Below are 14,468 nucleotides of genomic sequence, written 5' to 3'. Positions count from 1 at the left end.
CATGCGCCTGTTTAAGCAGACGCCCGAGGATTACTACAACGCCCCCTACGCCGAGTTCCCGGCGCTCATTCGCGGCACCGTCGCCGTGGTCATGGGCATCCTGTGGGTCTTCTCCAAGCTCATGTGGCGCTGGAAGGTCGAGGACGCTGACTTGCTGTTTGAGCGCCAGGAAGGCCGCGGCAGCGTGGTCATCTGCAACCACACCTCGATGGCCGAGCTCTTGGCCGTGGAGACGGCGCTGTTCTTTGGCGGCCGCCGCATTCGCCCCATCTTTAAGTCCGAGTTCGCCAAGAGCAAGATTGTGCGCTGGGCCTTTAGCCGCGTTGGCGGCATCCCCGTGGAGCGCGGTACTGCCGATATGAAGTGCCTACGCGCCGCCCAGCATGCGCTGCAGCGCGGCGAGGACGTCCTGATCTTTCCCGAGGGCACGCGCATCCGCTCGCGCGACATCAAACCCGAGGTCCACGGTGGCTTTGCGCTCATCGCCCAGATGGGCAAGGCGCCCGTCAACCCGCTCGCCATCTGCGGCTGGTCCGACATCACGCCTGCGGGCAAAAAACTCATGCGTCCCAAGAAGTGCTGGATCCGCGCCGGCAAGGCCGTCTCGCTTTCGGACGCGCCGGCCGGGCTTAGGCGCACGGAGCGCCTGGCCTGGTTTGAGTCCGAGGCCATGAACCGCGTCTACGCCATGCGAGACGAGCTGTGCGCCGAGCATCCGGGCAGGTTCTAGCCATGAGCGAGAACGTGACGAACACCGCCGCGACCGCGTCCGATCAGGACGGCGCGCCCACCATCGAGATCGCCGCCCACGCCGGCACCTGCTACGGCGTACAGCGCGCGCTCGATATGGCCCTGGCGGCCGCCCCGCAGGCGGGGGAGACCGCTACGGTCCATACCCTAGGCCCGCTCATCCATAACCCCATCGTGGTACGCGAGCTCGCCGAGGCAGGCGTCGGTCTGGCCGACACCTTGAACGACGCCACATCGGGCACCGTGATCATCCGCGCCCACGGCGTAGTTCCGCAGGTGATCGATGCCGCACGCGAGCGCGGCCTCAACGTGGTCGACGCCACCTGCCCCTACGTGAAAAAAGTCCACGTGGCGGCCGAGCGCCTGGTGCGCGAGGGCTACCGCGTGATCGTCGTGGGCGAGCCGGGCCACCCCGAAGTCGAGGGCATCCTGGGCCACGCCGGCGATGACGCGCAGGTCGTGAGCTGCGCTGCCGATGCGGACGCGCTGTCACTCAAGGGTAAAGTGGGCTTGGTCGTGCAGACCACCCAGACCGCGCAGAACCTCGCCGAGGTCGTGTCCGCTATCACCCCGCGCGTGCAGGAGCTGCGTGTGATCAACACCATCTGCGCCGCCACGAGTGAGCGTCAACAGGCAGCAGCCACACTTGCCAACCGTTGCGACTGCATGGTCGTCGTGGGCGGCAAGAACTCGGGCAACACCCGCCGCCTGGCGCAGATTTGCGCAGACGCCTGCGAGAGCACGTATCACATCGAGGAAGCTTCCGAGCTCCAGGCCGCGTGGTTTACCGACGCTCACCACATCGGCATCACCGCCGGAGCCTCCACCCCACAAGAACACATCGAACGCGCCGTCACGCGCATCAAGGAGCTTTGCCGCTAACCATGGACCAGACCGTACCCGCATACGCCTCCGAGGTGGCCGATTACGGGCGCAGCCGCGACCCCGAGCCGGGTGAGGGCGCGCTCGTTAAGAACGTGCGTCCCGAGTCGCCCGCATGGGATGTGGGTATCGAGCCGGGCATGCGCGTGCTCGCGGTCAACGGTGAGCAGCTTACCGACATGATTGTGTGGCTCTGGGAGGCCGACGATGATACCGTCGACCTCGAGGTTTTCGACCCGCGCGACGGCACCGTCACCCCTGTCGAGCTCGACCGCTTTCCCGGCGAGGATTGGGGTTTGGAGTTCGATGGCCCCATCTTCGACGGCATGCGTACCTGCGTCAACGCCTGCGTGTTCTGCTTTATGACCATGCTCCCCAAGGGCGGCCGCTCCACGCTCTATATTCGCGACGACGACTATCGCCTAAGCTTTTTGCAAGGCAACTTTGTCACGCTTACGAACCTCACCGACGAGGACGTGCAAAACGTCATCCAGCGCAACATGAGTCCCATGAACGTGTCGGTCCACGCTGTGAGCCCCGACGTCCGCCGTCGTATGATGGGCCGTAACGCTCAGCGAGGCATGGACGTACTCGAGACCATCATGGCCGCCGGCATCGAGATTCACGCGCAGATCGTGTTGTGCCCCGGCATGAACGACGGCGAGGAGCTGGAAAAGACCCTGCACTTTTGCGAGGAGCACGAGCAAATCACCAGCCTGGGCATTGTGCCGCTCGGTTTTACCAAGCATCAGAACCGTTTTAGCTGGTCCTACAGCGACAAGCCCGAGCTAGCGCGCGAGACCATTGCCATGATCCGTCCCTACCAGGACCGCGCCTATGAGCGCTTTGGCCGCCACACCTTCCAGATGAGCGACGAGTTCTATCTGGACGCCGGCATCGATCCTCCCGAGGCAGACTTTTACGACGGTTACCCGCAGTACTACGACGGCATCGGCATGATCCGCTCGTATCTGGACGAGACCGACGACGTGCTTGCCGCCGATGCCGAGCGACTGGCCCGCGTCCGCGAGGCCATCGCCGCCCGCAGCCAGCATCTGCTGTGCCTCTCGGGCGCCAGCGCACGCGACACGGTGGCCCGCTTTGTGGAGTCGCCCCAGGGACTCGCCGGCACCGTCACGGCTATCAAAAACCGCTACTTTGGCGGCAACGTGGACGTGACCGGCCTCATCGTCGCCTGCGACATCTTGGAGCAGCTACCCCAAGACCTGTCGGGGGTTATGCTCTTTGTGCCTAAGCTCATGTTCAACGCTGACGGCATGACGCTTGACGAGTATCATCGTGACGATTTACTCGCAAGCCTTACCAGTCGCGGCGCCGAGGTTCATGTGGTGTCGACCATGCCGCATGAGCTGCTCGATACCCTGGAGCATATCCTTGGCATTGTGCCCGCAGACTCTACTAATTCCGCTGACCCTATCCATTAAAGGAGAGCAGATGAAACCTATCGTCGCCGTCGTCGGACGCCCCAACGTGGGCAAGTCCACGCTCGTTAACCGCCTGGCCCAGACCTCGGACGCCATCGTCCACGAGTCCCGCGGCGTCACGCGCGACCGCTCGTATCACACGGCCGATTGGAACGGCCGCGAGTTCACCATCGTCGACACGGGCGGCATCGAGCCGCTCAAGAGCGATGACGTCTTTGCAACGTCCATCCGCGACCAGGCGCTCGCCGCCGCCGAGGAAGCCGCCGTCATCCTGTTTGTGGTCGACGGCCGCACCGGTGTCACCGAGGAGGACGAGTCGGTCGCCCGCATGCTCAAGCGCTGCGACAAGCCGGTCTTTCTGCTGGTGAACAAGCTCGACAACCCCGATCGCGAGAACGACAGTATCTGGGAGTTCTATTCGCTCGGCATCGGCGAGCCCACGCCGCTCTCGGCCCTGCACGGCCACGGCACGGGCGACCTGCTCGACGATATCGTGGCCCTGCTTCCGGAGGAAGAGGACGAAGTCGCCGACGAGTTCCCCGATGCGCTGAACGTGGCCATCATCGGCCGCCCCAACGCCGGTAAGTCCTCGCTGTTCAACCGCATCCTAGGTGCCGACCGCTCCATCGTGTCCAACATTGCCGGCACGACGCGCGACGCCATCGACACGGTCGTCGAGCGCAACGGCAAGCACTACCGCATGGTCGATACCGCGGGCATCCGTAAGAAAAGCACCGTGTACGAAAACATCGAGTACTACTCCATGGTCCGCGGCCTGCGCGCCATCGACCGCGCCGACGTGGCGTTGCTCGTCGTCGACGCCTCCGTGGGCGTCACCGAGCAGGACCAGAAGGTCATGGGCTTGGCCATCGAGCGTGGCTGCGCCATCGTGGTGCTGCTCAACAAGTGGGACCTGCTCGACGACGACCGCAAGCGCGAGGCCTGCATGGAGACCGTCGACCGCCGTCTGGGCGTCATGGCTCCCTGGGCCCAGTACCTGCGCATTTCTGCCCTGACCGGCCGCAGCATCGAGAAGATTTGGGCAATGGTCGACGCAGCCGAAAAGACGCGCTCGCAAAAGATCAGCACCTCGCGCCTCAACACGTTCCTCACCGACCTGCGCGAGTTCGGCCATACCGTGGTGGACGGCAAGCGCCGCCTGCGCATGCACTATGTGACCCAGACGGGCGTCAACCCGCCGACGTTCACGTTTTTCGTCAACCACAGCGACCTGGTCAACGACACCTACCAGCGCTATGTAGAGAACCGCATGCGCTCGACCTTCGACTTCGCCGGCACACCCATCCGACTCTTCTTTAGGAAGAAGGAACAGAAGGATGCATAATCCGATTCTGCTGACCGCCATCTGCGCCGTGGTCTCGTTCTTTATCGGGGCGATTCCGTTTGGCCTGATCTTGGGCCGTGTGTTCAACCACACGGACATTCGCAAGGCGGGCTCCGGCAACATCGGCACCACCAACGCGCTGCGCGTGGCCGGCCCCAAGGTGGCCGCACTCACGCTGCTGCTCGACTGCCTTAAGGGCGCCATCTGCGTCCTTATCGCCCGTCCGCTCATCGCCGACTTGGGCTATGGTTTTCCGCCGAACATCATGGCGCCTGGAGCCCCCGGCGACTGGATGCTCGGCGTCATTTGCCTGGCAGCTGTATGGGGCCATATCTTCTCGCCCTACCTCAACTTCCATGGCGGCAAGGGTATCGCCGTTGGTCTGGGCGTGATCCTTGCCTGGTACTGGCCCATTGGCCTGTCGCTGCTGGGCATGTTTATCGTGGCCGTCGCCATCACCAAGTACGTGTCGGTGGGCTCGCTTGCCGCCGCCATCGGTCTTCCCATCGCTGCCTGCGCGGTCTTTCCGTACAGCAGCCTGGGTCTCAAGTTTTGCATGGCGATGATCGGCATCACCGTGGTGTGGGCCCATCGCTCGAATATCCAAAAGCTCATGGCCGGTAAGGAGTCCAAGCTCTCGTTTACCAAGCGCGTCACCGAGCCCGACGATAAGTAGGAGAGAGTCATGAATGTTGCGCTGATTGGCTCCGGCTCCTGGGGAACCGCCGTCGCCGGCCTTGCCGCCGCGCGCGCCGAGCGCGTGACCATGTGGGCCCACAGCGAGCAGACGGCCGCCGGCATTAACAGCGAGCACCGCAACCCGCGCTATCTGGTGGGATACGAGCTGCCGGACAACGTGGTGGCAACGACCGAGCTCGCCCAGGCGCTCGACGGTGCCGACGCCATCATCTTTGCCGTGCCCTCCACACACCTGCGCAGCGTATGTCATCAGGCAGCGCCTTTCATCGCCGCCAACACCCCGGTGCTCTGCCTTACCAAGGGCATTGAGCCCGAGTCTGGCCTGCTCATGAGCGAGGTCATTGCCAGCGAGATCGGCAACGAGCGGCGTGTGGCGGCCCTCTCGGGCCCCAACCATGCCGAGGAGATTTGCCGCGGCGGGCTCTCTGCCGCCGTCATCGCCAGCGAGGACCAGCAGGTGGGGGAGACCTTTAAGGAGCTGCTGCTGTCCACGGCCTTCCGCATCTACCTGTCGCAGGATATGACCGGTGTCGAGGTTTGCGGCGCTATGAAAAACGTCATCGCCATCGTGTGCGGCATTTCCGCCGGTTCTGGTGCGGGCGACAACACGCTCGCCCTCATCATGACGCGCGGCCTGGCCGAGATCAGCCGTCTGGTGCACGCCCGCGGCGGCCAGGCCATGACCTGCATGGGACTTGCCGGCATGGGCGACCTCATTGCCACCTGTACCTCGGAGCATTCGCGCAACCGCACCTTTGGCTACGAGTTTGCCCACGGCGTGTCGCTCGACGAGTACCAGACGCGTACGCATATGGTGGTCGAGGGCGCCGTCGCGGCCCGCAGCGTCAGCGAACTTGCCCGTTCACTGGGCGTAGACATTCCGCTCACCTTTGCCGTGGAGCAAACGCTCTACAACGGTGTTACTTTGGATAGGGCGCTCGAGATTCTCACCGACCGCGTCCCTTCTCAAGAGTTCTACGGACTCACCGACTAGCGCAGAAAGGCTACTACCATGGGTTCCATTAAAATCGCTCCGTCCGTCCTCTCGGCCGACATGGCCAACCTCAAGGGCGAACTCGACAAGATCGCCGGTGCCGACTACGTGCACTTCGACGTCATGGACGGCCACTTTACCGGCAACCTCACCTTTGGCGTTGACATCCTCAAGGCCGTCAAGCGCTCCACCAATGTACCGGTCGACGCGCACCTCATGGTGTCGAACCCCGACGAGACGGTCGATTGGTACGCAGACGCCGGCGCCGATATGATCACCGTACACTACGAGGCCTCCACGCACCTGCACCGCACGCTCACCCATCTGCAGCAGCGCGGCGTTAAGGCCGGCGTGGTGCTCAACCCCGCCACCCCCGTGTGCGTGCTGGAGAGCATCATCGACGTCGTCGATATGGTGCTGCTCATGAGCGTGAACCCGGGCTTTGGCGGTCAGAGCTTTATCCCGGGCACCATCGCTAAGCTCCACGAGCTCAGGGCCATGTGCGAGCGTCACGGCGTTTCGCCCCTCATCGAGGTCGACGGTGGCATTTCTTCCAAGAACATTGTCGAGGTCGTCAAGGCCGGCGCCAACGTGCTCGTGGCCGGTTCTGCCGTATTTAAGTCCGAAGATCCCGCTGCCGAGGTTGCGCTGCTGCAGAAGCTGGGCAACGAGGCCGCACAGGAGGCATAAACCCTTATGACCGCAGGTCAAAACCGCATACCCGTGAATCTTGACTATGCCGCCTCGACGCCCATGCGCGCCGAGGCGCTCCTTGCGCAGCGCGATTATGACGACAGCGAGCTTGCCGGCGTCAACCCCAACTCACTGCACTCGCTTGGCCGCAAAGCCGCCGCACGCCTGGAAGTCGCCCGTCGCGAGATTGCCCGCAGCTTTGGCGCGCGCGTCCGCCCATCCGAGATAATCCTGACCAACGGCGGCACCGAGGCAAACCAGCTGGCGCTGCTCGGTCTTGCCGAGGGCGCCCGTCAGCGCGATCGCAAGCGCGACCGCGTAATCGTGTCGGCGATCGAGCACGATTCGATCCTGGACAACCTTCCGCTGCTGCGTGCCGCCGGATTTACCGTCGAGCTGGTGCAGCCCTGCCGTGCAGGTTATATTGAGCCTGCCGCGCTGAGCGACTTGCTCGGCGACGACGTGGCGCTCGTGAGCATCATGGTTGCCAACAACGAGACCGGCGTGGTGCAGCCCATCCGCGAGCTGGCCGCCGCTGCACATGCTGCCGGCGCCCTGTTCCACACCGATGCCATCCAGGGGTATCTGCATATTCCGCTCGATGTCACCGAGCAGGGCGTCGACGCCATGTCCGTCGCAGCCCACAAGATTGGCGGTCCCGTGGCATCTGGCGCACTCTACCTTAAGAGCCGCACGCCGCTGCGCCCGCGCATCTTTGGCGGCGGACAGGAGGCCGGTCGTCGTGCCGGCACGCAAGACCTGCGAACGCAGCTCGCCTTTGCCGCTGCCGCCTCGTCTCTGACGCCCCATGTGGCTCAGGAGCGCGCGAAGCTGCAAGCCCTTTCCGACAAGCTCTACGCCACGCTTACGGCCCACCAGCGCATTCACGCCACCATGGGCGACTACGCACAGGCCGATCGCCTGCCGGGCATGGTGTCGATCTACGTTGATGGCATGGACTCCGAGGAGCTCATCGTCAAGCTCGATGCCGCCGGCTTTGAGGTTTCGGCCGGCTCGGCGTGCTCGAGCGGCAGCATGGACCCGAGCCATGTGCTCAGCGCCATGGGCATTGGTCGCGAGCAGGCACTAGGTGCACTGCGCATTTCCTTTGACGACCGCGTGAATCCGGACGATCTGGACGAGTTTGCCCAGACGCTGCTCTCGATCGCAGGTGCCGCATGATCGTCGCCGAGCTCGAGCGCGCGCTACTGGCACGCTATCCCAAGACGGACACCGAGCCCTGGGACCACGTAGGACTCTCCGTTGGCGATCCGGCCGCGGAGATCACCGGCGTTGCCTGCGCACTCGATGCGACTGAGGCTAATGTTCGCCGCGCCCAAGAAGCAAGCGCCAACGTGCTGCTGACGCATCATCCCATATACATCAAGGCGCCCGAGGCCTTTTGTCCGGCGGATGCCACACGACCCCAGTGCAGTGCGGCCCTCTACGAGGCTGCCCGCTGCGGGGTGAGCATTATCTCGCTCCACACCAACCTGGACCGCTCGCACGAAGCCCGTGTCTGCCTGAGCAAGCTGCTGGGTGCCGCACCCGTGAGCTCACTGGAGCACGTGGACGACCCCGAGGCCACCGGCCTGGGCGCACTTGCAACGCTCAACGACCCGTGCACGCTGCGCGATCTTGCCACCCGTGCTGCCACGGCCTTTGGCAGCGACCCGCGTGTGTGGGGCAAAGCTGATCGCCCGTGCCGCACCATCGCCATTTTGGGCGGCTCCTTAGGCGACTTTGGAGAGCTCGCCATCGCCGCGGGCGCAGATGTTATCGTGACGGGCGAGGCAGGCTACCACGTGGCACAGGACCTTGCCTTGCGCGGGCTGCCGGTGATCTTGCTCGGCCACGACCGCTCCGAGGAGCCGTTCGTTGATATATTGATGAACTCTGCAGTTGACGCCGGGGTCGACCCCCGTCATGCGATTAAAATACTGAACCCTTGCCAATGGTGGACTGTGACAAAAGGAGAGAACTTATGAGCGCCGGCGCTACGCTACTCAAGCTGCAACAGATCGATTTGGAGCTCGCCCGCAACAAGAGCGAACTTGCCAATATGCCGGAGCTCAAGGAGCTCGCTTCCAAGCGCAAGACCTATGTGAAGCTCAAGTCCGAGATGACCAAGCTCTACGCCCAGCGCAAGGATCTGGACATTGAGCTCGACGATCTCAACACCACCGAGATTCAGACCAACAACGCCATCGAGGCCGCCAAGAAGCGCCACGTGGACGGCTCCGACTACCGCGAGGTTCAGGACCTGGAGAACGAGCTCGCCACCCTGGCCAAGCGCTTGGACAAGATCGAGCACACCCGCAAGGACGTCGTCGTCGCCCATAAGGAAGCGCTTGACCGAGAGGCTCGCGCGCAGGCCATCATCGCCAAGTTCGAGGAGGGCGTGAAGGCCGATACCAAGGCTGCCCGCGCCAAGGCTGCCAATCTGCAGGCTCAGATCGATGCCGCCACCAAGGAGCGCACCGCGCTTGCCGCCACGCTGCCGGCCGACGTGCTCACCGACTACGAGCGTCTGCTCAAGCAGTTCCGCGGCTTGGCCGTCGAGACCATCCAGGGCAACATCCCCACGGTCTGCCACACCGCGCTGCAGGCATCGTCCATGAGCGACCTCAACCACGACGGCAGTGAGATTACGCACTGCCCGTACTGCCACCGCCTGCTCGTGCTCCCTAGCAAGGAAGCTTAACGATGACGGCGGCACCCAACAATTCAATGCAACTTGAGGGAAAAACGATCCTGCTGGGCATTACCGGCGGGATCGCCGCCTATAAGTCGTGCAATATCGTGCGCCTGCTGCAAAAGCGCGGCGCACGTGTCAAAGTCGTTATGAGCGAGCATGCCACGGAGTTCGTGGGGCCGCTTACCTTCCGCGCGCTCACCAACGAGCCGGTCGCGGTTGGGCTATTCGACGATCCTTCCGACCCCATCCACCACATTTCGCTGGCGCAGGAGCCCGATCTGGTGGTCGTGGCGCCCGCGACGGCCAATATTATCGCCAAGATGGCCAACGGCATCGCCGATGACCTCATCTCCACCACGCTGCTGGCAACGCCGCGACCCATCGTGATCGCACCCGCTATGAACAACGGCATGTGGAAGGCGCCGGCGACGCAGGCCAACATGGCCACGGTGCGCGAGCACGGTGTCCATGTGGTGGGACCCGGCAGCGGCTACCTTGCCTGCGGCGACGTGGACACGGGGCGTATGAGCGAGCCCGAGGACATCGTCGAGGCTGTCTGTGAGGTGCTCAACCCCGTGCCGCAAGACCTGACGGGCAAGCGCATCGTCATCACCGCCGGCCCCACGCACGAGCCGATCGACCCGGTGCGATTCATCGGTAACCGGTCGTCGGGCAAGATGGGTATCGCCCTGGCGGGGGAGGCCGCACGTCGCGGTGCTGCGGTCACGCTCGTGTTGGGCCCGACATCACTCAATGTGCCTCGCGGCGTGGAGTGCGTGCGCGTGCAGACCGCCGCAGAGATGCTCCAGGCGGCGCTTGACGCCTTCCAGACGGCCGATGCGGCCATTTGCGCGGCCGCTGTCGCCGACTACACCCCCGCGGCCCCTGCCGACCATAAGCTCAAAAAGGCCAACGAGCGCTTGGATCGCATCGAGCTTGTCGAAACGGTCGATATTTTGGCTGAGCTCTCGCGCCAGAAAGGCGAGCGCCGTGTAATCGGATTTGCAGCCGAGACCGATAACGTCGTGGAGTACGCCGAGCGTAAATTGGCCCGCAAGGGATGCGATGCGATCGTCGCCAACGATGTCTCGCGCGCCGATTCGGGCTTTGGAACCGATACCAACAAGGCTTGGATCGTGAGCACAGCGGGTACGCAAGAACTTCCCGTGCTTACAAAACCCCAGCTCGCAGATACAATTTTGGACTTGCTTCAAAATTTGTAAAAAAGTTCTTGCACAAGGACAAAGTTTCGGGTTAATATACTCCCTGTTGCGAGCGAGAGCAGAGCAACAAACAAAAGCTTCGGGACGTGGCGCAGCTTGGTAGCGCACTTGACTGGGGGTCAAGGGGTCGCTGGTTCGAATCCAGTCGTCCCGACCAGAAGTTTGCAGGTCAGGCACCTAGTGCCTGACCTTTTTTGTTTTAAGCAATTGCTTAATTTTCATTAAGCAACAGGGTGCCAAAAATCTACCTACGCGATAGTCGCCTTTTGCGGTTACTTGCGCGTTTTGCACGCACTTGAGCCGATTTATTACCGCGATATGAATCTACATACGCGTAGCTGGTATACAGCCGAGTACGGGCTGTATTTATCGCGGCGATTTACACAGATATAGCGACTGTAACGAACAAGCGTGTCGCTGTATTTATTCCAGTAGTTCACTTGATCGGTGGACAAGTGGGCTGTTGCAACGAAACGCTAACCAGGATGGGCTCTATACGATGACGCAGAGGAAATGGCGGGGGAGTGCGGCAGACGCTCTGAGAGCCGCTGTGTGATCCCATGTCTCCTTAACTCGATAATTTGTGATTCAAGCCACGAATCGGTCGAGCAATTGCCAAAAGAACGGCCCATGCAGGATTGCACGGGCCTTACATCAGATCAAATTTGAGCTAGAAGCACCAAGCGGAGCAGACGCAACACCATCTCGTCGCGGCCTCGGCGAGCGACATATCGCAGTCGAGGTAGACAACGAGGAAGTCGTCAGATCCCGCACAGGGGGACCGCGATGGTGACCACCGCGCCGCCCGAGGGGCTGTTGGCGAGCGAGACGGAGCCCCCGTGGGCGCTCGCGGCCTCGGAGGCGACGTGGAGGCCGAGCCCGTAGTGGCGGCCTCCGTCGCGCGAGGAGCGGGACGAGTCGTCTGTGAAGAGGCGCTCGCAGCCGCGTTCGAGGGCGGCGGGAGAGAAGCCCGGTCCGTCGTCGGCCACCTCGATGACGAGGTGTCCGCCCGCGACGTCGCAGGAGACCGCCACACGCGAGCGCGCGTGCTCGGCGGCGTTGGCCACGAGGTTCGCGGCGGCTCGCGCCAGGGCGGTTCGGTCGAGCGGGGCCTCGGGCGCGTCCGCGACAGCGGGGCCCGTGGCCGCGTCGAGCGTCACGCCTCGCGCCCGGGCGATCTGGGCGGCCTCGGCGAGGACCTGTTCGCAGAGCTCGGCCGGCCGCATGGGGGCCCTCTCCGCCCCGCCGGACCCGCGCGAGGCCTCGATGAGCAGGCGCACGTAGCCGTCGAGCCTTTCGACACCGCCGGCTATGTCGCGCGCGGCGGCCGAGAGGTCGGCGTCTTCCTCGTCTTCCAGCTCCTCCGCCACGAAGTCGGCGTTGGCGCGCAGCACGGTGAGCGGCGTCTTGAGGTCGTGGGCGAGCGACGCCATCTGCTCGCGCTGCCCCCGCTCCGCGGCCCAGCGGGACTCGAGCGACTCGGCGAGGGAGGCCCGCATGGCGTCCATCGCGGCGAGGACGTCGTTCACCTCACGCACGTTGGTGCTGCCGACCGCGAAGTCGAGCTCCCCCGCGCCGACGCGACCCGCCGCTTCCGCGAGCGGCGCCATCTTGCGCGAGATCACGCGGCTCGCGCGGCGCGCCACAAGCGCGAGCGCGAGCGCGCTTCCCGCCGTGGCGCCGACGAGCATGAGGTTCTGCGGGTTGGGAAGCAGGCTGGCGAGATCGCGCGAGACCCACTGCGGCAGGTACTCGCTGACGAGTGCGCAGGCCCCGCCGCCCTTGAGCGGGAACGCAGCGTAGGTGAGGCCCGAGCCCCCGCCCTCGATCTCCACTGTGCCCGGATCCGCGGCGAGTGCCGTACTGGCCATTTCCGTCGCATCCTCGAGCCGCGTGCCCTCGAGGTCTGTCATCATCACGTTTCCGTCCTTGTTCAGGATGAGGTAGCGGTACGCCGTCGGCACGTCCTGCTGCCCGCAGACGCCGTCGCGTGCCAGGCCCTCCGCGACCTCGCGCGCATTGGCCGGCCCCCAGCTTGACTCGTAGACGAAGCCCGCGCTGATCGCCACGGAGAGCACCATGAACGAGGCGAGCCACGCCGTGGCGACCGCCGCGAACGCGTAGGCGAAGTAGCGCGCGATGACGAAGGTGAGCGGCATGCCCCCGCGACCTCGCGCCCCGGTCCTTAGAGCTGCCACTTGTACCCCATCCCCCAGACGGTCGCGATCGGATCGGCGCCGGCCTCGGAGAGTTTCCTCCGGGCGCGACTGACCTGCATGGATATGGCCGCGTCGTCGGCGTCGCTCTCCCAGCCGAGCACCGCCTCGCGGATCTGCGCGCGGCTCATGACCTGCCCGGGGTGGCGCGCGAGGTACTCGCAGATGGCGTACTCGGTGGGCGTGAGCGGCACGGTCTCGCCGCCCACGGCGAGGTCGCGCGCCCCGAGGTCGATCCGCACCTCCCCGAAGGAGAGGGCGTGCGAGCGCGGCCGGCGCTCACGGCGTAGATGGGCCGCGACCTTGGCGCGCAGTTCCGCGGCCCCGAAGGGCTTGCGGACGTAGTCGTCGGCGCCCAGGCCGTAGGCGGCCACGGCATCCTCCTCGGCCACGCGCGCGGTCAGGAAGACGATGGGCCCGTCGAAGTCCGGGCGGATCTGCCGCACGAGGTCGAAGCCGTCGAGCCCCGGCATCATGACGTCGCAGAGCACGAGGTCGAAGCGCGAGAGGTCCATCCCCGGGACCGCCGTCGGATCCGCCGCCCTGACGACCTCATGGCCGTCGCGGCCGAGGACGCGCGCGAGCGCGTCGAGGATCGCCCGTTCATCATCCACTGCCAGTATCCTCGCCATGTTAGACCTCCTGAAACTCCCGTCGGAATTGTACTAGCGCCGCACTCAGCGGTCCAGAACCCTGCACGCAGCCGCGGGCGCCTCGGCCGCATCGCACGCGTGGTAGCGCACGCCCGAGCCGCCGCGCGCCTCGATCTCGAGCCAGCCCTCGCCGTCCGACTCCCGCCCGAAGAAGATGAGCTGGAGCTCTCGGACATTGCCTCTGTCGTCCGCCGCGTCCACCAGGTAGACGTAGTTTGCCCCCGCCCCAGTGGCGTCGGCGTAGGAGCTCGCGTGGCTGCCGGGCTCGGGCGCGGGCGCCCACATGGCGATCTCAGGGTTGGGCAGCACGCGGTCGGCGATCGAGCGCAGCGCCGACCCCCAGCCGGCGTCGAGCAGGGCATTCCCGCCCAGAACGAGCGCTGCGGAGAGGAGGACGAGCACGGCGGCGAGCGGCCTCCTACGCATCTGCCCTCCCGTCCTCGAAGCGGCAGAACCAGGCAAGAAGGACGGCGTCGGCTGTCAGGGCGAGCACGAGGCCAGCGAGCGCAGTCGTGAGGAGAGGGCCCGCCGCGCGTGCGGCGTCGATGAAGGCCTCCACCCCGAGCGACCCCAGGCGCGCGGGCCAGGCGAGCGGCACCCAGCTCAGAGGCGTCGCCAGGGCACCGGTGAGCTCGCCGGTCATGAGGCCGTGCGCAAGTCCGCCCACTGAGAAGACCGCGAGGAGCATCCCCGCCGCGCCGGCGCCGATGGCGGCGTTGCGGCCGAGACGCAGGGCCACGCCGAGCCCCAGCGCGTAGAGGGGCAGGCTGCCCAGCACGATGCCCGCCCAGGCGCCCGCAAGCGGAGCGGGCCCGAGCGGCAGGCGCCCGGCAACGGCGAGCACGGCCCCGAACACGCCGAGCGCCACGG

At 65.0% G+C, this 14,468-nt stretch carries 14 protein-coding genes, 1 tRNA gene and 1 pseudogene; 12 read left to right on the top strand and 4 right to left on the bottom strand.

Features of this window, described 5'->3' with window-relative positions; genetic code table 11:
- The first annotated feature begins 1 nt into the window (after position 1).
- The 12 genes from DW151_RS03985 to DW151_RS03930 all read left to right on the top strand — a co-directional run bounded on the left by DW151_RS03985 (position 2) and on the right by DW151_RS03930 (position 10,886).
- Complete coding sequence (locus tag DW151_RS03985; protein ID WP_118334558.1) at positions 2–730, top strand: lysophospholipid acyltransferase family protein; 729 nt, start codon at positions 2–4, stop codon at positions 728–730.
- A 2-nt stretch (positions 731–732) separates the two neighbouring features.
- Positions 733–1,632, top strand: a complete 900-nt coding sequence (locus DW151_RS03980; protein ID WP_118334557.1) for a 4-hydroxy-3-methylbut-2-enyl diphosphate reductase — start codon at positions 733–735, stop codon at positions 1,630–1,632.
- 2 nt (positions 1,633–1,634) lie between these two features.
- Positions 1,635–3,077, top strand: a complete 1,443-nt coding sequence (locus tag DW151_RS03975) for a DUF512 domain-containing protein (RefSeq protein WP_118334555.1) — start codon at positions 1,635–1,637, stop codon at positions 3,075–3,077.
- A gap of 10 nt (positions 3,078–3,087) precedes the next feature.
- Positions 3,088–4,422, top strand: a complete 1,335-nt coding sequence (gene der / locus DW151_RS03970; RefSeq protein ID WP_117779049.1) for a ribosome biogenesis GTPase Der — start codon at positions 3,088–3,090, stop codon at positions 4,420–4,422.
- Complete coding sequence (gene plsY / locus DW151_RS03965; protein WP_117803193.1) at positions 4,415–5,098, top strand: glycerol-3-phosphate 1-O-acyltransferase PlsY; 684 nt, start codon at positions 4,415–4,417, stop codon at positions 5,096–5,098. The genes der and plsY overlap by 8 nt, the downstream gene beginning before the upstream one ends.
- 9 nt (positions 5,099–5,107) lie before the next feature.
- Positions 5,108–6,115 carry an NAD(P)H-dependent glycerol-3-phosphate dehydrogenase gene (locus DW151_RS03960; RefSeq protein ID WP_118334554.1) on the top strand — a complete coding sequence of 336 codons (1,008 nt, stop codon included), beginning with the start codon at positions 5,108–5,110 and terminating at the stop codon, positions 6,113–6,115.
- A gap of 18 nt (positions 6,116–6,133) precedes the next feature.
- Positions 6,134–6,805 carry a ribulose-phosphate 3-epimerase gene (gene rpe / locus DW151_RS03955; protein ID WP_117583169.1) on the top strand — a complete coding sequence of 224 codons (672 nt, stop codon included), beginning with the start codon at positions 6,134–6,136 and terminating at the stop codon, positions 6,803–6,805.
- A gap of 6 nt (positions 6,806–6,811) precedes the next feature.
- A complete protein-coding gene (locus DW151_RS03950; protein WP_118334552.1) occupies positions 6,812–7,990 on the top strand; it encodes a cysteine desulfurase family protein in 1,179 nt (392 codons plus the stop codon).
- Positions 7,987–8,796 (top strand): Nif3-like dinuclear metal center hexameric protein, encoded by an 810-nt coding sequence (locus tag DW151_RS03945; RefSeq protein WP_118334551.1) that lies wholly within the window; start codon positions 7,987–7,989, stop codon positions 8,794–8,796. The genes DW151_RS03950 and DW151_RS03945 overlap by 4 nt, the downstream gene beginning before the upstream one ends.
- Entirely contained in the window at positions 8,793–9,512 is a 720-nt protein-coding gene (locus tag DW151_RS03940; RefSeq protein ID WP_118334549.1) for a zinc ribbon domain-containing protein, read from the top strand. The genes DW151_RS03945 and DW151_RS03940 overlap by 4 nt, the downstream gene beginning before the upstream one ends.
- Before the next feature lie 2 nt (positions 9,513–9,514).
- Positions 9,515–10,729, top strand: a complete 1,215-nt coding sequence (coaBC, locus tag DW151_RS03935) for a bifunctional phosphopantothenoylcysteine decarboxylase/phosphopantothenate--cysteine ligase CoaBC (RefSeq protein WP_233543344.1) — start codon at positions 9,515–9,517, stop codon at positions 10,727–10,729.
- A gap of 80 nt (positions 10,730–10,809) precedes the next feature.
- Positions 10,810–10,886, top strand: a tRNA-Pro gene (locus DW151_RS03930).
- Positions 10,887–11,490: 604 nt separating this feature from the next.
- Here DW151_RS03930 and DW151_RS03925 read toward each other — a convergent pair.
- The 4 genes and pseudogenes from DW151_RS03925 to DW151_RS10555 form a co-directional block, all read right to left on the bottom strand.
- Positions 11,491–12,888, bottom strand: a complete 1,398-nt coding sequence (locus DW151_RS03925) for a sensor histidine kinase KdpD (RefSeq protein ID WP_118334547.1) — start codon at positions 12,886–12,888, stop codon at positions 11,491–11,493.
- A gap of 26 nt (positions 12,889–12,914) precedes the next feature.
- Positions 12,915–13,577 (bottom strand): response regulator transcription factor, encoded by a 663-nt coding sequence (locus tag DW151_RS03920; RefSeq protein WP_118334545.1) that lies wholly within the window; start codon positions 13,575–13,577, stop codon positions 12,915–12,917.
- A 45-nt stretch (positions 13,578–13,622) separates the two neighbouring features.
- Positions 13,623–14,024 (bottom strand): hypothetical protein, encoded by a 402-nt coding sequence (locus DW151_RS03915; RefSeq protein WP_118334543.1) that lies wholly within the window; start codon positions 14,022–14,024, stop codon positions 13,623–13,625.
- Positions 14,017–14,468: pseudogene (locus DW151_RS10555) on the bottom strand (lantibiotic ABC transporter permease); the annotation flags it as partial. The pseudogene DW151_RS10555 and the gene DW151_RS03915, both read right to left, overlap by 8 nt.

The organism is Collinsella sp. AM13-34, from assembly GCF_003473055.1.
Taxonomy (GTDB): Bacteria; Actinomycetota; Coriobacteriia; order Coriobacteriales; family Coriobacteriaceae; genus Collinsella.
This window is presented reverse-complemented; position numbering and strand designations above follow the sequence as displayed.

Excerpts from the sequence above, each read along its gene's own strand:
- DW151_RS03985 (WP_118334558.1), top strand. The coding sequence starts at position 2 with ATGCGCCTGTTTAAGCAGACGCCCGAGGATTACTACAACGCCCCCTAC.
- DW151_RS03980 (WP_118334557.1), top strand. The coding sequence starts at position 733 with ATGAGCGAGAACGTGACGAACACCGCCGCGACCGCGTCCGATCAGGAC.
- DW151_RS03975 (WP_118334555.1), top strand. The coding sequence starts at position 1,635 with ATGGACCAGACCGTACCCGCATACGCCTCCGAGGTGGCCGATTACGGG.
- der (WP_117779049.1), top strand. The coding sequence starts at position 3,088 with ATGAAACCTATCGTCGCCGTCGTCGGACGCCCCAACGTGGGCAAGTCC.
- plsY (WP_117803193.1), top strand. The coding sequence starts at position 4,415 with ATGCATAATCCGATTCTGCTGACCGCCATCTGCGCCGTGGTCTCGTTC.
- DW151_RS03960 (WP_118334554.1), top strand. The coding sequence starts at position 5,108 with ATGAATGTTGCGCTGATTGGCTCCGGCTCCTGGGGAACCGCCGTCGCC.
- rpe (WP_117583169.1), top strand. The coding sequence starts at position 6,134 with ATGGGTTCCATTAAAATCGCTCCGTCCGTCCTCTCGGCCGACATGGCC.
- DW151_RS03950 (WP_118334552.1), top strand. The coding sequence starts at position 6,812 with ATGACCGCAGGTCAAAACCGCATACCCGTGAATCTTGACTATGCCGCC.
- DW151_RS03945 (WP_118334551.1), top strand. The coding sequence starts at position 7,987 with ATGATCGTCGCCGAGCTCGAGCGCGCGCTACTGGCACGCTATCCCAAG.
- DW151_RS03940 (WP_118334549.1), top strand. The coding sequence starts at position 8,793 with ATGAGCGCCGGCGCTACGCTACTCAAGCTGCAACAGATCGATTTGGAG.
- coaBC (WP_233543344.1), top strand. The coding sequence starts at position 9,515 with ATGACGGCGGCACCCAACAATTCAATGCAACTTGAGGGAAAAACGATC.
- DW151_RS03925 (WP_118334547.1), bottom strand. The coding sequence starts at position 12,888 with ATGCCGCTCACCTTCGTCATCGCGCGCTACTTCGCCTACGCGTTCGCG.
- DW151_RS03920 (WP_118334545.1), bottom strand. The coding sequence starts at position 13,577 with ATGGCGAGGATACTGGCAGTGGATGATGAACGGGCGATCCTCGACGCG.
- DW151_RS03915 (WP_118334543.1), bottom strand. The coding sequence starts at position 14,024 with ATGCGTAGGAGGCCGCTCGCCGCCGTGCTCGTCCTCCTCTCCGCAGCG.